At 37.0% G+C, this 21,569-nt stretch carries 20 protein-coding genes; 7 read left to right on the top strand and 13 right to left on the bottom strand.

Going from position 1 to position 21,569, the window contains the following annotated elements; genetic code table 11:
- Positions 1-11: 11 nt before the first annotated feature.
- From GWI68_RS05310 to GWI68_RS05280, 7 genes are all read right to left on the bottom strand, one after another.
- The gene (locus GWI68_RS05310; protein WP_166539610.1) at positions 12-650 is read right to left on the bottom strand and encodes a VWA domain-containing protein; all 639 of its coding nucleotides are present in this window, start codon (positions 648-650) and stop codon (positions 12-14) included.
- Between the two features lie 526 nt (positions 651-1,176).
- A complete protein-coding gene (locus tag GWI68_RS05305) occupies positions 1,177-1,665 on the bottom strand; it encodes a tellurium resistance protein TerW (RefSeq protein WP_166539609.1) in 489 nt (162 codons plus the stop codon).
- Between the two features lie 306 nt (positions 1,666-1,971).
- Positions 1,972-2,916: an HpcH/HpaI aldolase/citrate lyase family protein gene (locus tag GWI68_RS05300; protein ID WP_166539608.1), complete on the bottom strand. Its 945-nt coding sequence runs from the start codon at positions 2,914-2,916 to the stop codon at positions 1,972-1,974.
- Positions 2,916-3,992: a cysteine protease StiP family protein gene (locus GWI68_RS05295; protein ID WP_166539607.1), complete on the bottom strand. Its 1,077-nt coding sequence runs from the start codon at positions 3,990-3,992 to the stop codon at positions 2,916-2,918. The genes GWI68_RS05300 and GWI68_RS05295 overlap by 1 nt, the downstream gene beginning before the upstream one ends.
- Positions 3,993-3,994: 2 nt before the next feature.
- Positions 3,995-4,765, bottom strand: a complete 771-nt coding sequence (locus GWI68_RS05290) for a hypothetical protein (RefSeq protein ID WP_166539606.1) — start codon at positions 4,763-4,765, stop codon at positions 3,995-3,997.
- A complete protein-coding gene (locus GWI68_RS05285; protein WP_243733299.1) occupies positions 4,758-5,894 on the bottom strand; it encodes a phosphoribosyltransferase domain-containing protein in 1,137 nt (378 codons plus the stop codon). Before GWI68_RS05285 ends, GWI68_RS05290 begins: the two co-directional genes overlap by 8 nt.
- 14 nt (positions 5,895-5,908) lie before the next feature.
- The gene (locus tag GWI68_RS05280; RefSeq protein WP_166539604.1) at positions 5,909-6,976 is read right to left on the bottom strand and encodes an ATP-grasp domain-containing protein; all 1,068 of its coding nucleotides are present in this window, start codon (positions 6,974-6,976) and stop codon (positions 5,909-5,911) included.
- A gap of 323 nt (positions 6,977-7,299) precedes the next feature.
- Here GWI68_RS05280 and GWI68_RS05275 point away from each other — a divergent pair, with 323 nt between their 5' ends.
- From GWI68_RS05275 to GWI68_RS05250, 6 genes are all read left to right on the top strand, one after another.
- Entirely contained in the window at positions 7,300-7,884 is a 585-nt protein-coding gene (locus GWI68_RS05275; protein WP_166539603.1) for a TerD family protein, read from the top strand.
- Positions 7,885-9,051 (top strand): TerD family protein, encoded by a 1,167-nt coding sequence (locus tag GWI68_RS05270; RefSeq protein WP_166539602.1) that lies wholly within the window; start codon positions 7,885-7,887, stop codon positions 9,049-9,051. It begins immediately after the preceding gene.
- A gap of 25 nt (positions 9,052-9,076) precedes the next feature.
- Complete coding sequence (locus GWI68_RS05265) at positions 9,077-9,532, top strand: tellurite resistance TerB family protein (RefSeq protein WP_109409145.1); 456 nt, start codon at positions 9,077-9,079, stop codon at positions 9,530-9,532.
- A 31-nt stretch (positions 9,533-9,563) separates the two neighbouring features.
- Positions 9,564-10,604, top strand: coding sequence for a TerC/Alx family metal homeostasis membrane protein (locus GWI68_RS05260; protein ID WP_166539601.1), 1,041 nt, complete (start codon positions 9,564-9,566; stop codon positions 10,602-10,604).
- A 53-nt stretch (positions 10,605-10,657) separates the two neighbouring features.
- On the top strand, positions 10,658-11,236 hold the full coding sequence (locus GWI68_RS05255) for a TerD family protein (RefSeq protein WP_072070083.1): 579 nt from the start codon (positions 10,658-10,660) through the stop codon (positions 11,234-11,236).
- 79 nt (positions 11,237-11,315) lie between these two features.
- On the top strand, positions 11,316-11,891 hold the full coding sequence (locus tag GWI68_RS05250) for a TerD family protein (protein WP_109409143.1): 576 nt from the start codon (positions 11,316-11,318) through the stop codon (positions 11,889-11,891).
- Positions 11,892-11,957: 66 nt separating this feature from the next.
- Here GWI68_RS05250 and GWI68_RS05245 read toward each other — a convergent pair whose 3' ends face one another.
- Entirely contained in the window at positions 11,958-12,638 is a 681-nt protein-coding gene (locus GWI68_RS05245; protein ID WP_166539600.1) for an HAD family hydrolase, read from the bottom strand.
- Positions 12,639-13,057: 419 nt separating this feature from the next.
- Between GWI68_RS05245 and GWI68_RS05240 the strand changes: the two genes are divergently transcribed.
- Positions 13,058-14,587, top strand: a complete 1,530-nt coding sequence (locus GWI68_RS05240; protein ID WP_109409141.1) for a methyl-accepting chemotaxis protein — start codon at positions 13,058-13,060, stop codon at positions 14,585-14,587.
- A 72-nt stretch (positions 14,588-14,659) separates the two neighbouring features.
- Here the strand turns inward: GWI68_RS05240 and GWI68_RS05235 are convergent, their stop codons facing one another.
- The 5 genes from GWI68_RS05235 to GWI68_RS05215 all read right to left on the bottom strand — a co-directional run bounded on the left by GWI68_RS05235 (position 14,660) and on the right by GWI68_RS05215 (position 20,495).
- Positions 14,660-15,826, bottom strand: coding sequence for a fimbrial protein (locus GWI68_RS05235; protein WP_166539599.1), 1,167 nt, complete (start codon positions 15,824-15,826; stop codon positions 14,660-14,662).
- Positions 15,827-15,829: 3 nt separating this feature from the next.
- Positions 15,830-18,490, bottom strand: coding sequence for a fimbria/pilus outer membrane usher protein (locus GWI68_RS05230; RefSeq protein WP_166539598.1), 2,661 nt, complete (start codon positions 18,488-18,490; stop codon positions 15,830-15,832).
- A gap of 38 nt (positions 18,491-18,528) precedes the next feature.
- Positions 18,529-19,245 carry a fimbria/pilus periplasmic chaperone gene (locus GWI68_RS05225; protein WP_109409138.1) on the bottom strand — a complete coding sequence of 239 codons (717 nt, stop codon included), beginning with the start codon at positions 19,243-19,245 and terminating at the stop codon, positions 18,529-18,531.
- Between the two features lie 65 nt (positions 19,246-19,310).
- Complete coding sequence (locus tag GWI68_RS05220; RefSeq protein WP_166539597.1) at positions 19,311-19,877, bottom strand: fimbrial protein; 567 nt, start codon at positions 19,875-19,877, stop codon at positions 19,311-19,313.
- Positions 19,878-20,195: 318 nt separating this feature from the next.
- Positions 20,196-20,495, bottom strand: coding sequence for a helix-turn-helix transcriptional regulator (locus GWI68_RS05215; RefSeq protein ID WP_109409136.1), 300 nt, complete (start codon positions 20,493-20,495; stop codon positions 20,196-20,198).
- Positions 20,496-21,569 lie beyond the last annotated feature (1,074 nt).

Below are 21,569 nucleotides of genomic sequence, written 5' to 3'. Positions count from 1 at the left end.
TCCTTTTTTATTTAAAGTACAACGTTAACCTCAGGAGGAGGTGGTGGTAAGTCATCAAGATCACTAATATCTTTTTTGGTTAAATCGACTTTTTGGCTACCGACAGAAATACTGGCTGAAACCCACTTAAAGAATGATTTTATGGTGTTAGAATCCGCCGTATCTAGCCGTAATACAATCTCAGTAATATTTTTGAGCACATCCGTTTGTGCTGATTGTCCTGCTGCGCAAGCAATCACAACACCAGTACGGGCTGCTTTAAATTTCTCAACGCCTTTTTTCCAATCGTCAGTTGGTGCGCCATCAGTCATTACAAAAACAAGCGGACGCCAATCACCTTTAGTTTCAGCGGTTGTTTTTTGTACTTCGTTTTCAATACGATCAGAAACTAATGTGAGCGCCTCACCTAATGCCGTTGTTCCACTTGCTACTAAGTCAGGTACGTTAAAGTTAATTAAATCAGTGAGTGGAACAATTTGTTGTGCGGTTGAATTAAAGGTGATGATAGAAATATAGGCGGTTTCTAATGCGTAAGGATCTTGGCGTAATGTTGATAAGAGCATTTCAACGCCATTCTTTACTGCTTCAATAGGTTCGCCATACATAGAACCCGATGTATCAAGTAAAAGGTAAACTGGCAATCTTCTCATGCATTTATCCTGTTAGTGAGATAGGAATAAGCGGTTAATATACTAACCGACTGATGAACGTGTTGAATTGAGATTATGCTTAGTTTAATTAAATTAGGCAAAAAACGCAGTGATGATTGTCCGATATTATTAATCTGAAATAAGATCGCATAAAAAGTAAAATAAAAGAGAATTTAATCCACGCTCACTCTTATTTTGTGTAGTTAATGGGCATTTATTATTAAAGATATTTTTTATTGATTAGTCTTAATTGGAGTAATCTAAAAAGAATGACTAATAAAGATTAGGTATAAATACCTTTCATTTATATAAAATCAAATAATTAAATAAAAAAACAAGTGAATTCAATTGATTACGTTTATTTTAATTTTACATTAAAAATAAGTAAAAATAAAACAACAACTCATTAATTATATAAAAAATATTAATTTAATAAGTATTTTATTTAATTTATTATTGATTGTGAAAATAGCTTGATACTAATGTATCAAGCTATTTCTTAATATATATTATTGTTTTTTTAAACCTATTTTTTGTCTTTTTCTTTTTCAGCTAATTCAGTAAGTGTTGATTGAATTAAATTTTCAATATAATGGTCAACCAATAATTCAACCGCTTCACTGCGTGTGGAATTATTTAAATAAGATAATCTGTCAATTTTGCGTAATGCTGACATTTTTAATGAAAGTGAAACCGATTTCTTCTTATCTTTATCAAGATAAACTCGGCTTGTCATTCCATTATGACGAAGATCTTCACTGGCTGATAATGCCTCACGCATACGACGTAAGGTTTTATTATCAAGTTGACCACGTTCAGTCATTTGATAAGCTCGAGACGCTTTACTGTACTTTATTTCAGCGTCATAAGAATCTCTTATCTCTTTTAAAACGCGAGTTAACGTTGGCTCTGAGCATTCAAGAGCAGAAATAATCTTAATGGTTGGAACCTTTTTTCCCGAGCTTAAAAGGGTTGCCAGTGTAAAGACTCTGACCTGACGAGTGCTTAATTGCATGCTTAGTTACCACTTATTCTGTCATTCGTGTGTTAAAATATTCGGCTGTAATTTTTATTATTCTTGTTCTTACACTTTATTTACAAGTATCAGAAACATTACAAGTATAAATAAAATAAGCGTCCTATTAAATGTAGTATAAAATAATAATTCAAATGAAAAAAATGACTTTTTAAATAAAAAAGTCGGTTTTGTTTTTATAAGTTCTAGTTAAAGATAACATGTTTTGACTAGAAACTTATAAATCAAAATCAAGATAAGATAATTATTTTATCTTATCGAGTTCATCACCTGCTATAGAGTGTTTTATGTTGCATTAAAACGTTGAGCATTATTTTGTTGGTTAGGAATAATGCCATAAATTTTAGCTCTGGTTAAAATACTCAATGCCCAGCGACGATGTGTTGCAGGTTCACACATCGCACCTTGTGATTTAAAGACGGCTTGCGTTGAGTTTAAGATACGCAAAGCATCTGAGTGGTCGGATTGAGATACCATGAGGGCTTGTTCAATCTTGTGAATTTGCTTTGGATGTATCGCCGTTTTACCAACAAGACCATTAGCAATATCAAGAGCAAGCTCTTTATCCATAATATGGTGATCATCAATATGCTCACAAACTGGCGCGGTGAGAGCAAACTGACGAGCACCAAATACAGCAACTAGCATTTTTATGACATAACCCATTGGGCCATCATAAAGTGTTAACTGGCGATTACGTCTTAGCGAAATCACATTCATTAAGTCATTTCCACCAATACGTAACGCGATAATTCTGTTATGACAAGGGTGAGTCAGTAGGTGGTTTGCAAGCGCTGTCATTTGAATAACATCAAACACCTCTTCGGTTTCAAGAGTTGGCATCATACATAAATGCGTGTTCTCAATGATATTCCACCAAACTGGTAAAGAGGCTTGAGTAAATTTAGGCAATACAAGACCATCAATAGCACTGACATCAAGGTTTTCAGTGATCCATTGGCCCATTTCCGTATGGCGAGGGCGAATAAATAGCAAAGGCCAATGGCTACAATCATGGTTCTTTTTATGCTCTGCCAACTTAGTTAATAACGTAGCCAAATTTTCTAATGCCACCGGAATATCAGCATCGCTAACCGCATCTTCTAAACAGATAATTAAAGAGCGTAACCCTTCAATTTTCTGATCGATAATCGTTGTCGCAATATCTGTTCGAGTTGCTGGCATATAAAGCGTTGCCCCTAAATTCCACGGGGATAATCGTTCAATCATTATTTCACCTTTTTAATGATAGTCACTGCACGATATTGACCAAGCGCTTGCCCTGCTTCAATAACAGCAATATTTTTTTCTTGCGCAAGATAAACCAGTAATGCCACATCAGGATCAGTTATCTCTCTCACAAGAACATGGTCAGGTACACGGCGTAAAACAGCGCGTGTGGCTTCAGCAATACCGGGTTTTATACGATTGATATTTGAAATATCATATTTTTTTGCAAGTGAACTAACGACGTTTTCGCTTAGCTTTTTTAAGTCTGATTGTTGTTCTTTAAATGTGGCATGTGGAATATCGTTATCAATCAAGCGATCAACGACTTTTCCTACAATATCAACAAGGTATCGACTGCATTCATATTGTTTTAAATGTTGGCAATCGACAAAACCATGAAAACCTTTTTCTGTCCAAATTGAACGTGAAATTAATCCTGAAACGGGGGCGCCCATGATCCCAAAGGGGATAAGCCAATCTTCATCACTGGCACTTAGCCATGCGCAACCACAAGGATCTGCAAGGACGACAAGACGTGGTTGTGGGGGATAGCCTTCGCGTCCGGTTAATGAGCGAATTAACTCACCTGTAATAGCGCCTTTTCCCGTCCAACCATCAACAAAAACAATTCCTTCTGTACCGTGATGTTGTTCAATCCATGAAAGCGCTTCGCTATCAATGCCTCTATCTCGAATAATGCTTATTCCATAGTGATAAGAGGTTTTTCCCATTTTGCGCAATGTTTGTTGCAACATTACGCCTAAAGGAACACCTGCACGTACAAGGCTTGTTAGAATAATCGGGGTATCACCAAAGCGTTCAATAAGGGATTTTGCCAACATAATCACTTCAGTTGCTAAGCGCGTCGCACCGGTTTCTAGCGCTTTTTCAAAGAGATCAAGATGCCATGTTGTGGGTTCTGGCTCTTGGCTTAGCATGTCAGAATAGTGACGTTTACCCGATTGTATTAGCTCTTCCTTTAACTCAACCGGCGTCATTTCAATATTGACGGGTTGAAGTAGAAAATCGACATCACCTGATACATAAGATCCTGAAAACGGTTTATGATCCATCATGTTTATTCTCCAAAAATTTTTGTGTTGATCGCATCAGCAAATTGGCTTTGGCGAGGAAGCCCATACCAACTGCACAATTTCATAAAGCGATGATCACTCAGACTATCGCCTAAACCAATGACAGGAAAAACGCCACGTTCTACCTTTAATTTATTAAGCAAATACGTGACGGCTTTACCTTTTTCAATAGGCTCAGGTAACCAAGCAATATTGTTACTGTTGCGATGAATATAAAAACCTTCTGTTGAGAATGTTTTTTCTATCTCATCACCTATGGCGTATAGCTCTTCTAGTCGGGTGCTATCGTTATGCTTCATCACTAAATAAATAGGCAAATCACCATATTCATAGTTAATTCGAGCCCAACCATCAATATGTCGTTCCGCCATTAATTGCGTAATGGATTGTTGTAGTGCGAGCAAACGTTGTGTATATGGCGTTAAGCTTTGAGTGATATAGCTTTGCCACTGGGCATCTGCTGTGCCTTCAGGGGTTAATACCACAGCACCATGTGTGGTAATTACCCATGAATGAAAAGGGATCGTGACTCGGCTTATTTCTTCTGTACCCCGCGCGGTAACAGGAATTAAGTCAGCATGTTCTAGCATCCAATCTACCAGCATGGCTTGTTCTTGCGTCATAAAGCTACGAGGCTCTAAGCTTCTGTCTAATGCCCCTGTTTTATAGGGTTCTAGCGCTAATTCATCTATCATTTTGCGACGCGTTTGAAATAAGGTGTCGTCGAGATCAGTTAAAATAACGGGCTTAGTCATAACTAATTACCTCAACAATTGGTGCAACTTTATTAAGGGCTTCCATCAGTTGGTTATCAATACTGTCAATCGGGGTTTCACAACAAAGTAAAATACGATCAAATTGTTGGTGTGCCACGTTATAGACAAAATTAGGAATGCCTAAACCATAATTATCAGTAAAAGTAATGGCTGACTGAATAGCAAAATTGGTTGAAATCGGTGAACGTGTTGTCGAGCTATATTTTACAATAGCACCTTGTTTTTCAAGACGTTCGGCCAATAAGAATGGTTCCCAGACAAATTCTCCCGACCCTAATACAAGAATTTTTTCATCAACTGATACTTTGATAGTTAAACCAAGATCATTTGCAGGCGTTGTCATCCCTAATCGTCCCCAGCTTTGTTTGCCTGTAATCGCAACTTGACCTGATGCCGTAATATTGACATTAGGCATAACAGGTAGGGGGGCATTAGGATCAGCATCCCATTGCCATTCACCTTGAACTAAAGAGAGAGTCTTAATCGGTAATGGGGCGCGTTCAGCGATAGACTCACCACTCCAATCCGTCAATGTGACCGCAATAACGTGTTCAATATGTGTTAATCCACCTTCTTCACGTAGTGCTGAAAGTAGGTTAATAAAGGTATTGCCCGTAGTGGCTTCATCATCAATTAATACAACGGTTTTTGCTTGTTGTACCCACTGACGTTGCTCTGCTGTTTTTGGCAAATAGAGTAAGTGATCGGTCGCGTGGCTGTGATTTTCTTTAAATTCACACAGCAGTTCACCATTATCAACAGGGTGACGTGTTGAGGTTAAATAAATCGCTTGTTGATAGCGACTTCTTACCTCATCAAAAATACCAGCGCCTAAACCTACGGCGGTTTCCGCCATACCAATAAACAAAATAGGGCCTTCAAGTGAAGGAGGAAATTGTTTAGCAAGTCTTTGGTAGGTTTCACGCATTTTTTGGGGTGAAACAGGAATATGACGGCCTAATACCTTACTGACAAATAAAAATGCACGCTTAGGATTGCGTCTTTCTGCAATATCAAATAATTCATCAAGTAACTCAATAGGGCAATTTGGCGTCACGCTCAATGTGCCACAACTAAGCTGGCGACGATAAACTAAAGAGTCACTCATGCTATTTTTCATTATTAATTATTATCCGTACTTATTACGTTTGTTAACGTTGAATTGAAAACAATAGAATCGGTGATTGAGCGTATTTTTGTCGGTGTAAAATAGTTATTTTGAGCTTGAGCCTCTTCAATACTCATCAATCCCAATTGGCGTAAAGCAAAAATACCAGCAAGGTTAATGCCGCAGTGTTGGGTATAACCGATGCCACCGGAAGGGCGCATATTAATTTCAAGTAATAATGGATGGCCTTGATGATTATTTCGGGTTTGAACATTCACAAGACCATCTGCTTTCATCGCAGTGGCACACGCTTTGCCTAATTCATAGGCTTCACCTGAAATTTCTAAATGTTGTATTGCACCTTCTTTGCGTCGAGCAACAGCAGCAATAACATTGCCTTGCTCAACAACCATATCAACAGAGTATTCAGGGCCAGGTAAATAAGGCATGAGCACTAATGGCTCAAAGTGTTCAACCGCTTTTAATGCATCAACATATTGTTGTGGATTAACTTGGCGATTTTCTGGGTGGTTAAACAGCGCCATCGGCGAAACCTGATTATCAAAGCGCCAAAAGCCCATTCCATAAATGCCTTTTACTGGCTTAATGCATAAAGGGATCTCACCAAAAGGTAGATTTTTTATTTGTTTTTCTAATTCATCGATTGAGTCAATATAAATGGAAGGTACAACAGGAAGACCGCATTGTTCCATAGCTTGTGCAAAAGCGACTTTATTATCAGCTAATTGAAGCTGTCCGAGCTCAGTTGCACCTGTGGTTAATTTTACCCCTAATGACTCAATTTCTTTGCGGTGTAATTCAAACCATGCACCATTGCGCCCAGTATGAATGGCTCTCACTTGATGTTGTTTCACAACATCAGCGATAAATTTTAAGCGTAATGCCTCTTCAATAGGTTCATAAAAAGCCCCATCAGCAAGCGATAAAATCTCATTTCGTGTATGGCGATGAGATGCGAGCACAAAAATTTCTTTGTGTTGCTGTTTTGCAAAGTCTTTAACACTTTGAATAATATCGCGTTGTGATGATAAACCTTCCATAAACCAAATCGTATTGTTCATTACGCTGTATACCGTGAAATAAAAGTGTAGGGTTCAAGTCCTATAATCATGAAGTTTTCGAAGAACTGTGTCAATCATAATATGATTTATTTGATTTTAGTTTAAATTAGACTAACCAATAACGTTATTATTATAATTATTTTGTATTTTTATAATTTATTTTTACAAAAATATTAATTATATCAATGGGTTTACAAAACTTCATGTTCGGGTGGTAAAAATAGTCTTGCTCATGTACTTCATCATGATATGATGATTTTCATGATATGGATTTAATCACAAATGGCATTGTTGTTTCACTCTACCTCTGAAGGAATTTAATTATGGTTTCATTAAGCAAGAATCAAACAGTTTCTCTCAGTAAACAAGCACCTACACTGAGCCATTTAATGTTTGGTTTGGGCTGGGATCCGATTAAGAAAAAAGGATTATTAGGCGGTCTTTTTGGTGGTGGTGGTTCTATTGATTTAGATGCAAGTTGCGTTTTACTTGACGCAAATGGCAATCAAATCGATACCATTTGGTTTCGTAAATTAAAATCAAGTTGTCAGTCAGTGGTTCACTCTGGTGATAACTTAACTGGAGACGGTGACGGCGATGATGAAACTATTTTCGTTGATTTAGACCGTTTACCAACAAATGTTGAATACTTGGTCTTCACTGTAAATAGTTTCCGAGGACAAACATTTAATGAAGTTGAAAACGCATTCTGTCGAGTTGTTGATAAAACAACTAATAAAGAGTTAGTGCGTTATACCTTAACAGAGCAAGGCACTCATACTGGTATTGTGATTGCGTCGATGCAACGTAATCATGGTCAATGGGATTTCACCGCGTTTGGTGCACCTTGCAAAGGCCGTGTTATCAACGACATGATGCCTGATATTGTGGCGACGGTGGTGCGATAAATGAATATGACTCCCGGTGGGAATGTACCCGTTCCTAATCAAACATTAATCGTTCGTATTCAATCTGGCGCACCTGTTGATGTTTCCGCTTTTAGACTTTATGCCTCAGGTAAAGTGAATGGCGATGCCGATATGGTGTTTTATGGACAAACAGCGAGTGATGATCGCACTGTTATTTATGCAACAGCAGGAAATAGCACTTCTTTTACCGTAGATTTAACACGTTTACATCCTGATGTTGAAAAAATTGCGTTTACAGCGACTTGTGAAGGTCAACAAACTATCGCAAATTTACAACGATTATCGATTCAAGTTGAGGCTAATAATGAGGTTGTCGCGAATGGCAATGTTGATATTAACGGTCGTCCTGAAGCAGCACTAATTTTAGGTGAATTGTATCGTCGTAATGGTAGTTGGAAGTTCCGTTTTATCGCTCAAGGATTTAACGGTGGCTTAAAACCATTAGCTGAACATTTTGGTGTTGATATTGCAGACTCTGAACCAGCACCAGCACCAGCACCAGCACCGAAACCAGCTCCAGCGCCAAGTTCGGTGAACTTAAGTAAGGTTTCTCTAACCAAAGAGAAACCTGCAATCAGCCTAACGAAGAAAGATGATTTCGGAAAAATTCGTATTAATCTTGATTGGCATCGTGAAAGTAAAAGTGGTGGATCAGGATTATTGGGTGGATTGTTTGGCGGAAATAAAGGTATCGACTTAGACATTGGTGCTTTTGTTGAACTTCAGCAAGGCCATAAATCGGTTATTCAAGCATTAGGAAACGGATTTGGTGATTTCAATCGTATTCCTTATGTTGAATTACAAGGTGATGATCGTACGGGAGATGTTGCTGGTGGTGAATGGATCTTTGTGAATGGGCGTGAATGGAAAAATATCAAGCAAGTGCTAATTTTCGCGTTTATTTATGAAGGTGTACCGAATTGGAGCAAAACAGATGGCGTGGTTACCATTCATGTACCTGATCAGCCACCTATCGAAACACGCTTAACTGATGGTAATAATGGTCGTGGCATGTGTGCTATAGCACGACTGGTTAATGAGAACGGCTCAATCAGAGTTGAACGTCTCAATGAGTTTTTTAAAGGCCACCGTGATATGGATAATGCCTACGGGTGGGGATTTCGCTGGACAGCGGGTTCTAAGTGATCAAGTTGATATAAGGAAAAGTAACATGAGTTTTTTTAACAAATTAAAAGAAGGTTTTAATACGGGACGTTCTGAGTTAGCAAAGCAAGTTGGCCGCTTTAAAAACAAAAAATTTATGCAAGGAACGGTAGCTGTCTGTGCGCGTATCGCTATCGCCAGCGACGGTGTGAGTTCTGAAGAAAAACAGAAGATGCTGGGTTTTTTAAAAGCATCGGATGAACTTAAAGTCTTTGATACCTCTGAGGTGATTGAATTCTTTAATAAGCTAATTACAAGTTTCGAGTTTGATACTGAAGTCGGTAAAGGCGAAACCATGAAGTATATTCTGGCAATGAAAGATCAGCCAGAAGCTGCGCAATTAGCTATTCGTGTTGGTATCGCTGTTGCGAAAAGTGATGGTGATTTTGACAATGATGAAAAAGAAGCGGTGCGAACTATTGCTGTTGCATTAGGCTTTCAACCCGCAGAATTTGATTTGTAATTAATTTATAGGGAACCGTTCAGGAATTATTATGGTATCCACACATATTGGTTTTCCGACAGAAACTGTCATTGTCTTTGTAGTACTTGCGGTTGGCGCTATTTTTATCGACTTATTCATGCATCGTGCTGATAAGCCGATAACGTTAAAGAATGCCATATTTTGGTCTATATTCTGGGTTGCTATTGCTATGGCATTCGCAGGATTCCTTTATATTCATCATGGTGCAGAAGTTGCGAGTTTATTCGTAACAGGTTATGCATTAGAGAAAGTGCTTTCCATTGATAACTTGTTTGTCATGATGGCGATTTTCTCGTGGTTTGCAGTGCCTGACCGCTTCCGTCACCGCGTTCTTTATTGGGGTATCATTGGTGCTATCGTTTTCCGTGGGATCTTTGTTGCCATCGGTACAGGACTGTTAAGTTTAGGACCATATGTTGAGATAGTATTTGCCTTAATCGTTGCTTGGACGGCAGTTATGATGCTGAAAAGTGGTGGTGATAGTGAAGAGATTGAAGACTATTCACAACATCTTGCTTATCGCTTAGTAAAACGATTTTTCCCTATATGGCCAAAAATTACTGGACACGCTTTTTTGTTAACACAAAAAGAAGTTGATGTTGAATTAGCGAAACCTGAAAACAAAGATGTCACTATCGGTCGTGGTACAAAAGCTGCTCTATATGCAACACCACTTATGTTGTGTGTGGCAGTCGTTGAGCTTTCTGATGTGATGTTTGCTTTCGATTCGGTTCCCGCTATTATCGCAGTAAGCCGTGAACCCCTAATTGTTTATAGTGCAATGATGTTCGCAATCTTAGGCTTACGTACGCTTTACTTCGTGTTAGAAGCGTTAAAACAGTATCTCGTTTACCTCGAAAAAGCGGTTATTGTGCTGTTGTTCTTTATTGCTGCAAAATTAGGTTTAAATGCAACAGATCATATCTGGCAACATGGATACAGCATTTCCGCGACAACTAGCCTATTTGTAGTGCTTGGTGTTCTTGCTCTGGGGATTATTGCAAGTTTTGTATTCCCAGAAAAAAAAGATGATCAAGGTAAGACAAACTAATACATATTCTTGAAAAATCAGAATATTAAAAACAAAACTAAAGAGGTTGTAAAATGAGCGTTTCTCTTTCTAAAGGTGGTAATGTCTCTCTGAGCAAAGCAGCCCCAACGATGAAAAACGTCCTTGTCGGACTAGGTTGGGATGCCCGTTCTACAGATGGTCAAGATTTTGACTTAGATGCATCTGTATTTCTGTTAGCTGCAAATGGAAAAGTGCGTAGCGATGCCGATTTCATTTTTTATAACAATTTAAGATCTGCTGATGGCTCAGTTGTTCATACCGGCGATAACCGTACGGGTGAAGGCGATGGTGATGATGAAGCACTGAAAATTAAATTAGACATGATCCCGAATGATGTTGATAAGGTTATTTTCGTTGTCACTATCCATGATGCACAAGCACGCCGTCAAAGCTTTGGCCAAGTATCAGGTGCATTTATTCGTTTAGTTAATGATGACAACCAAATTGAAGTTGCTCGTTATGACTTAACTGAAGATGCATCAACTGAAACGGCAATGTTATTTGGCGAGTTATATCGTCATAACGCAGAGTGGAAATTCCGCGCTGTAGGTCAAGGTTATGCGGGGGGTTTAGGATCGGTTTGTGCTCAGTACGGCATTAATGCCTCTTGATAGTCGATTAGTAAGATACTAACCGCTGGCAGTCATAATATGTGATTGCCAGATTATTCAATAAAGTAGGAGCTTTGATATGGCAGTTTCCCTCGTTAAAGGTGGTAATGTTTCTCTGACTAAAGAAGCACCAACAATGTCGGTTGCTATGGTTGGTCTAGGATGGGATGCCCGCGTGACTGATGGCGCAGAGTTCGATTTAGATGCGTCAGTATTCATGGTAGGTGAAGATGGAAAAGTACTTTCAGACGCAAGTTTTATCTTCTTTAATAACAAAGTGAGTCAGTGCGGAAGCGTTGAACACCAAGGAGATAACCGTACTGGGGAAGGCGACGGTGATGATGAGCAAGTCAAAATCACTTTATCAAAAGTCCCTGCTGAAGTGAAAAAACTGGTATTTGCAGTCACTATTTATGATGCTGAAAATCGTAAACAAAACTTTGGTATGGTAAGTAACAGTTTTATGCGCGTTTATAACAACGACAATAATACTGAAATTGCACGTTTCGATCTTTCTGAAGATGCGTCTACAGAAACCGCAATGATCTTTGGTGAGTTATATCGCCATGGCGCAGAGTGGAAATTCAAAGCCGTTGGTCAAGGTTTTGCGGGTGGTTTAGGTGCGTTAGCATCACAACACGGCGTAAATATCTAAGACTTTATTTAGCCCTCGTATTAGCGGGGGCTATTTTTTCTGTGTTGATAGGAAAACAGTTAGCAACTAAGACTCTTTTTTTACGGCCACTTTAATGGGCGAGTTTTTAGCTTTACGACGACCAGTATGAAAGTGACGCCAATGAGGTGTTTGAGAGGCTAGTAGCAATTCATGATCACCTCGAGAATCTCCCCATGCTTTCATATGATATTGCGTTAGATCTCCGTAGACATCTTCTAAACGTTTAATTTTCTCACCACAGCGACAGTTATTCCCAATAATTTTACCTGTCAATTTTCCATCAACTACTTCAAGTGTCGTGCCTATCAGTTTAATCCCCAACCTATCTGCAAAAGGCTGTAGAACCATTGCTGGTGACGCAGAACAAATAGTAACTTGGGCATTACTTTTCACTTCTTCTGCTACTGCTAATAAGCCAGTAGGGCGCATTAATTTAGCCCAATAAAGCTGACAAAATGCTTCTGCTTTTTCTTTTAACCATTGTTCGTCAATGTTTGTTAAAAAAGTTTTGATAAGCACTTCTTTTAATTCATCACGGGTTAGTTTGCGTCTAAAACAACGTAATGTTGGTAATACCATCTTAATTAAACGGCGTGAAAATTTACGTTTACCGAAAGCAAACTTTAAAAAAGGAATAAAACTATCGTGGTAAGTTAACGTGCCATCAAAATCAAACACTGATAACGTTTTTACGGTGTTTTTTGAGTTTTCAAACTGGGGTTGCATAAAAAAGTAAGCTCCGTAAATCATCAGAGTTTTAAAGTCATTGCACATATTATATCATTGTTCTCAGAATGAGATAGTGTGTCTGTTACTCATTGAAAATAAAGCGATTTTTATACTTTAAATGTAAATGAATAAAGATTATTTATGTGATGAATAAAAAATAATATTTATCATAAAATAGAAATACTTATTTTTTTGATAAAAAATAGATTTTTTATTATTAATAATATTAGTTGAATTATTTTATAAAATAAGAATAAATTGAAAATTATTTAAAATATAGATATTGTTTATTGATAGACTAATATTTTAGAAATAAAAATCATTAACTTATAAATACCTATTGTTTTTAAATAAAAGAACAACTATGTCGATAAGGAAATAAATCTTATCGATATATGTGTATAGGTATTTTTATTATGAGCATTAAACGATCTGCTAAGATAGGTTCGTCTGTATTATTATTGGTTTTTATTTTATCTTCGGCATTATCTTCATTTTTTATTTATAAAATGAAAAATAATTTCACCCAAGTGGAAACGTTGTTAACACGTTACACAGATGTATTAATGGCACGCTATGAATTAGCAACGATGCGTTCTAATGTGAATTTCTTAATGCAGGATACTGCATTAACAAACGCAAAAGATGCTGAGATTATTGAAAAAAACAAAAAATTGGCTGACAGCGCTAAACGTGCCATGGAAATGTGGACAAAAGAGAAAAAAGTAACTGTTGAAGCACAAAAAAGTGCCGATGCCATTGCAAAATTATTTTATAATTTAGTTGATAGATTAATTATCGCATCAAATACTTCAGGTTCAATAAATGTAAATGATGAAGAATTTGCTAATGATTTTGATAGATTAAATATTTTATTTGATAATTACATCACCATAAAAGCGAAGAATAGTGCTTCTCTTATAAATAACCAAGAAACCATGGTTAATTTTTCTATTTATTCAACCATTATTTCATTGTTAATTTTAGTGATTGTTTTATATTTTGTTATTCTTTGGGTAAATAAAACATTTATTTCTAATCTTCATACATTATCTGATATTTTAAATAAAGTTGGTCAAGGTGAGTTAGTTTTCACTTTACCTAAAATGAGAAAAGATGAATTTGGTGAACTATTCTCACATGTTGGCCATATGCAAAAAGCCTTAACTTCTACCATTCTTACTGTAAAGAGAGAGACTTTAGAGATAAAACGAGGTGCTTCTGAAATTGCATCGGGTAATCAGGAGCTTTCTTCTCGTACTGAAGAGCAAGCCAGCGCCTTGCAACAAACAGCGGCTAGCATGGAAGAGATTAAAACGGCTGTCGCCAATAACACCGAAAATACCCAAGAAGCCAATGTTATTATTAATCAATCCAATGATATCGTCATCGATGGCGCTAATGTGATGAAAGATGCGATGTTATCAATGAAGAAAATAGAACAAGGTGCATTAAAGGTTGGTGAAATTAATGAAGTTATTAATAGCCTTGCGAGCCAAACAAATATTTTAGCGTTAAATGCAGCAGTAGAGGCTGCGAGAGCAGGAGAACAAGGACGTGGTTTTACTGTTGTTGCTGCAGAGGTGCGAAATTTAGCCTCTAAAAGTGCAGATGCAGCCAAGGAAATAAGTCAGATATTAAAAGCATCTATAGAAGATGTGGCTGAAGGAACTGCTCTGGTTAATAAAACAGGGGAACATATGCAAGAAATTGTCACTTCAATTGCAAAAGTAAACAATATTATGCAAGGGATAAGTCTTGCTTCAGAAGAGCAACGTGTTGGTATTGAACAAATTGCGGTGGCAATTAATCAGATGGATACTGTTGTACAGCAAAATGCTTCTTTAGTGGATCAAGGCGCATCTTCAACGATGATGTTAGACGAAAAAGCGCAGATGTTGATGGATAATGTGGCCGTTTTTCAAATAGAAGAACAAGCATTATAACGATAAAAAACTCACTCTGAATTAACGTATCAGAGTGAGTTTTTATTTTATTCTGGTAAACAGAATAAGGGGTTAATAATATTCAATCATAAAGGTTGCAGCCCCATCCGCTCTACCTGCAGATATTCTGTCATCAACACGAATATATCGTGCACGTAATGGAACACTTACGACACCCGCTTTTTCAGTAATAGGTTGTACGAAGGTAGTTGGGGTGTTAAATTTAACAAAATCTTCGCCGACATCACCAAATGCAAGTTGGATCCCGACACCTGTTGCTGCACCAGGGACATCATTTACTTTAAAAGTACCCGGATATTCAGGAATAGCTGGATTAACAGGCTTTATTGTTACTCTTAGTTCGTTAGGATCGCGATCTGGGAAAGTCTGGCCGTTTTCACTGGTATATACATTTCCCTTGCCTCCTGAATAATAACCTCTAAAAGCAGGGCAATTGGTTAATATAATATCTGAGTTTATCCATTTTGTTGTACTGTTTTTATTGGGTAACTTAGATGTTTCATGCTTACCTAATTCCACTGTGTAATCTTGAGTTTTGCAACTTGAAGATGTGACAGTGATAGATCCTGTAACTTCTAAATATGAGTTAATAGCAGGAAACTCTGGTGAAATGACTTCATTTTTATCAGGAAAATTTACATCAAGTTGCATTCGCGCAATATTGGTTAAATTAAAAACGCCAGGTTGGATTGGTCCTATTTTAATTATCGAGTAATGTAAAACGGGTTTTGCCCAATAACCAAGCCCTGTCATATTTTTGTTGAGGTAACGCTGACCTTCCCAAGATAATTTGGGCACATTAAGTGGCAGTGTATTATTTTTATCTTTAGCTGCATAAAATACAATACCGAGACCAGGATTATTCGTTTTAAATACATTGGTTGGGATCCCAGCACCTGTTACTGGGGTGCCTGTTGTACTTAATAGTTTTATCTCTTGTCTTTCTTTAAAATAAACTGTCCTATCAGGATCTTTAGAGAAATCAGCACCACATTCATAATTAATTTTTGTGCTAGCGTAATCAAGCTGACCTTGGTATACGACAGCACCTATTGGCATATCAACACCAACATGAATAGCGCCATTTATTGTCATAAACTTATTATATGGAGCGCCTTTTAGAATACATTTGACTTCACCAGGGGCAGCCGCCATTACTTCAGTCACGGGTAAAAGTAGAAGCATTAAGGCTAATGAATTTTTAATAATCGGCTTCATACTTTACTCTCCACATACACTAGTCAGTTGAACAAAACTACTTTGGTTACTTTTATCTTGTGCTGGTGCACTATAGTTAATCGTACATTGCTGTATTTCACCTGGTCCCCACTTAATCGTTAAACGACCTGATGGATTTTTAACGCGGGCGTAGAGAAGTCCTCCCTGACCAATGCTACCCACTTCACTGTTCTGTTCATCGTAAGCGACACTACCAAATGGAATAGGTCCATTATTTCTTTGGATAGTAATCAACAATGGCGTACCCTTATCAGTTTCAAAGACAACTTTAGTTATTGCACCTTCAAATGGCGCGACAAAGGCTTGAGTATTTTGTAATTCAACGCTAGTGGTCATATTTTTAGGGTCAATGGTGATATCGTTTAATTGATACGGAGTTAAGTAAGGCACTAAAGCATAACCAAAGCTGTTAACTTCGATGCCTGGATAGCCACTCACCGCGGCCCCTTCTGCGCCATCAGCATCAACAATAGTGAAGGTGTTACCTTGATAAGGCGATGTAGCTAAACCACCTGACCAACCGACTAACGAACCACTCGCGCCAACTGATGCATTTTGATAGTGCTCACCAATACCGTAGGTTGCACTTAAGCTGCTAAAGTTTGTTCTTGCATTACCACTCATCGTCATACTTGAGCCAACGCCGTGGTTTGTATTCATTGCGGTTACACCATAAGAGTAACGGTTATCCGCACCCGCAGAGCCAGAAATACCGAGTCTTTCACCCACATAACCTCGACCATCACGAGTCACAGCGGCGGTTAGAGTTGGCATATGGTCAATACTGAGATCATACAATGGTAAGGTAAAGTTCATCTCAAAGGTGGTTTCTTTTTTACCTTCGGCATTACGGACTTGGCCTACGTTAAGACCGTAAGACAATCTACGCCAGTTGTTGTTATAACCCAATTGGTACTGTAAGTCGGTGGTATCATTATTCCAGTAGTTTTGGGTATAACCGGTGACATAAAAGTTCCCCCATCCCTCAGCTAACCCCTGATCGATGGTAACGTTAAAACGACTCTTTGGACGCCAGATATTACTAATACTTCTGCCATGTTTTTCTTCATTTATTGCCTGTACTGCAGAGGTATAGTCGTAGAAGTTTTCGGAGTTAAATTTATATGCCGCAATAGTCAAGTTACTGTTGGTATCTTGAATATATTTACTGTAACTCACCTGATAACTCTGTCCGCTATTAACAGCAGAAGCGGTCGTATTTAAATGCACTCGGGCTTGTGTGACGTCGGCAGAAAAGGCACCTAAAGGTGTACTTAATGCCAAACCAACTTGAACAGCGTAGTAATCTGCACCTGTACCCTGAACACCTGCATAGCCTGTAATAATATTGGTTAAACCACGGCGGTAGGTGGCTTGATATAGAGTAGGATCATAATCTACAGATTTGGAATTTAAATGACCTGCTGCAACAGTGTAGTTATGCTGCCCAGGGCGTAATAATTGCACTAGTGAAGCATAATAAACTTTGAAGTTTTGTTGTGAACCATCGGCTTCTTGAATGGTGACATCCAAGTTACCACCATAACCAGAAGGATAGAGGTCATCAATTTCGAATGGGCCTGGTGAAACCACCGTTTCGTGAATAACACGTCCATCTTGGCGAATAATGACTCGCGCATTGGTTTTCGCAATACCACGAATGGTTGGTGCAAACCCACGTTGAGAATCCGGTAACATTTTCTCATCACTAAAGAGTTGGATACCTCTTAGTGGTTGAGAGTCAAATAACTGGCCTGTTGTTAGCACATCACCAATTTGTACTACGCCTCTGATTGTGGTGATAATACGCTCTAAATAGTTATAGGTTGATGTGTAATCATGGCCATTGTTTTCGTCCCATGAGTAGTTACCAGTATGATGAAAACTCCATGTTCCCAAATTCACATGACTATCAATACCTGCAAACGCGGAATCATAATTTTTGCCGTTATTTCTAGATGTAAAATAGTTAGCATTATAATTCACTAATAGGGCATTGATCCCTCTATCCCATAGTGAAGGGCTTACATAACCTCTCGGTTTATAGCCAACAAGTGCTTGCGGCACTTCAACATTAAGGCGTTGTATTGAAGGATCATAGGTAACGGCTGTTGAAGGAACGAGATTGACTAATTCAATACATTCATGAAGCTCCATTGCACTTTTCAGCAATGGAGACTGTTTATCATTTTTGATATTGATAAGGCTCATCGTGTCTTTAGTGAGACAGGGTTCCACTTTTTGGCTAGCCATTTCTCTAAAAGTGATTTTTTGTTTAGCAATAAAATGATTATTAACGTAAACATCAACATCCCACGTACCAGGTAATATTGAGTTTTCCTTGTCAAAACGGCTGATATCAATATCACTTTGTGACGTATTCATAAAAATAGGGTTAAATGTGGTTGCGGTATTATTATTACCGTTTGTGGTAGGCAAATTATTGCCATTAGCACTTGCTGGTAAACTTTGTGTCGCAACATGCGCGGGTAATGTATTTACACCCGATAATGCATGATTACCATTCGGCAGCCATTTATTCTTCTCTGTTACTGTTATATTTTCTGCATAGGTATAGGGTGCGATTAGAAAAAAAGTCGCACCAGCAGATATTATAATAGTTTTTAAAATATAACTGCTCATTTAAATATTCCCGTATATTTTATGAAATCACTGGAGAATTAAAGTTTTGATTCAACTATTTTCATTGCGCCCCAATCGTTTACATATCGATAAACGACTTTATTTCCTATATTTGTTGATATGCCATTGGGTATAGCAAAATCATGGCTACCTAATGGTGGAACTAATTCACCATCAATAGGTTGTTTATCATTTCCATTAAGAGAAATAGAAACTAAAGAAACATAATAGGGGGCATTATTGATGACTTTTAACGTGTTACCTGAAACTGAAAACTTTAAGCCTTCAGCTGCTTCAATGGCTCCCATTTTGTCTTTTAGTGCTATTGGGCGATAAAATAGTTTTATTCTAGAGCGGTAAGCAATTTGTAATTTATTTTCTTCACCTGTTGCATTAGGTGGTATTTCTAATACGTTTAGCCAATAAATAGTTTCTTTATCTTTTGGTAAAGCAACGCCACCGGTATAACCAATTCTTAATGTCTGGGATTTAGTTGGTTCAATACGAAAAACGGGGGGCGTTAATACAAAAGGAACTTGAATAGTTTCTGGAGCTGCATCGACATCTCCGGTATCAAGCCAATTTTGAATTAATACAGGTACAGTTCCTTCATTAGAAACTTTAAGCGTTACTTCTTTTTCATTTTCATTATAAATAACACGAGTGCCACTAATAACAACGGCAGCATTTACCCATGTTGGAATAATAATTAATAAACTCAAAAAAAAGCTTTTAATTAATTTAGTGGTTTTCATATTTATCTTTATTCCATTAATAAAAAGCAAACAGGAGGGAGAAGCCTCCCCCCTGTTTATTTCGATTATTTATACTGCAGAGTATAAATAACGCTACTTGTTACTTTACCAGCCTCGGTTTTACCAATAGCGTAGTATTCAACAGCGTATGGCAGAGTGGCTTTTTCATCAGTAATTTGAACGTAAGCAGTTGCATCTACTTGAGAAGTATTACCAATTTTGATTGGTGCGAATGCATTGCTACCATCTAACAGTTGTAATTGAACCAGTTTTGCACCAGTTGTGGCGATATCCATATTGTTCAGACGACCAGCGGCTTGGTCAACAGTTGCACCAGTTTCAAAGAATGCAGATACTGTTTTATGACCTGCTTGACCGACTTTACAATCAGACAGGTTCATATTGAAACCAGTACGACCAGTTACTTGGCCAGCAGCTGTTAAAGTTGCAGTACTGACTGTGGGCAGAGTAATCGTTGCATCAGGGCCTTGGCCTTCGATATCAACTTTACAAGTTGTATCCGTTAATTCACCATTAAAAGTAATCGTACCAGTATTATCAACAGCAAATGCATTACCAGCCATCAGACCAAATGCCATTGCTAAAGATGCACCAATGATAGATTTTTTCATTCTAAATTCCTTCGTTTTATATTAGATAACTACGTTTTAATAAATCGCTAAATATAAATGATATTTAGTAATTTATTATTTGACTCGCTATTAGTGTAAAAACAAATAAAAGCTATCCATGGCGAATAAAAACACTTAATAAGTGTTTTTTATTTTCCTAATAATTATCTATTAATACGAAATAATAGTTTCGTCGGTTGTTAACACCCCTAACTTCATAAAGCTAATAGCTCATGAAAATAAAACATAATTAAATATCTTATTTTCATGGTTAATTGCTTATAGTGATGCTATAGTGATTTTTTTAAATATTTATTTTTAATTTAGTTGGCTAGCGGTTGTGCCACTAAATTCATAGTCTCTTTTTTTTGATTGTGTATTTGGCACCTTTTCGTTGTAGGTACTTATTACTTCACGATTTAAATCATCCCATGTTTTATCAAAAATAATGAGTAACTTATTTATTAAACTAAGTGACATGCTATTTTTGCCATTTTCATAACGAGATATTTGTTGTTGGCTAACAGAGATTATTTTTGCCAGTTCACGACCTGATAATTTCTTCTCTTTTCTCGCCTTTTTAAAAAAAAAGCCTACTTTAGTGTCTAGATCGTTCATAAATTAATTCCAATAACATGAGGTCTAATATTTAGAAGTTATCACATATTAAAATTAGCCATTTCGGTTTGAGTAACTATATTACACATAAATAAGTGCGTAAAAATGGTTTACCCTATGCGATATCACTATGTAATAGGTAATACCTATCAAGAGAGTAATTATTGTAAGGTTATACTTAAGTTTTAGTAAGTGATAGGCATATCAATATGTTAAGAAATTTAATGCAAACGCAAACTAATTCCGATACTCGTTTTATGAGTTTTTATTAGGTGAAAAATCTGGTTTGATAAGTTATATATTAAGTTATATTTCACTTTTAGTCTTTATAGGATGGATTGTATGAAAAGGTTAGGTAATGTAAGGAAGTATGTTTTACGCGTAAAGTGAGTATTTGTGAGAAAAGTAGAATGTAAGAATTCTCTGAATAAAATCAAAAATTGGGGTATATGATGAAAATGGATTATGTGTATTTATAAATAATCCATGAAATCCTTCTTTTTGGTGAATAAGACAGAAAATTAAAATTGATCTAACTCAATAATTATTGAGAGGAATATTCATATAAAGAGGAGTTGATTGTTTGATGCTAAGAAAATAACTTTTTGAACGCATTAATTGCAATGATGTTTTAGGCACTTTCTCTAAGGTTCGATTTATTCTTCTATATGAAAGTTAAAATAGCTTGTAGGTTCTATTTCTCCTTTCTTTCTAAAAGAAGCGATAATTTTTCATTAATAATATCCTAAGTGTTTATACCTTATCTGTGATTTTTTTAGAAGCTATTTATCTCTAATTTATGGATTGAGTTGTAAAAATACTTAAGATGTTTTAATCGTTAAATGATATTTGTCATTTATTAGAGTGTGCAAAATGTTTGCTGTGTTTTATTTAAATGAAAAATGCGTTCAAAAAGCGACCAATTAATAACACTGAAATATTATTTCACAACGGTATATGATCAAGGTTAACACTTGAATCTAAGAATAAAAAACTAATTGCCATCATTGATTGAGAACTGTATTAATCGTTTGTATCGATAATTCTGATTAATAAGTAAATAAAATCTATTTT

The sequence above is a fragment of the Proteus sp. G2669 genome (genome assembly GCF_009915245.1).
GTDB lineage: Bacteria > Pseudomonadota > Gammaproteobacteria > Enterobacterales > Enterobacteriaceae > Proteus.
The sequence above is the reverse complement of the archived record's forward strand: the minus strand, read 5'-3'. Positions and strand labels throughout refer to the sequence as shown.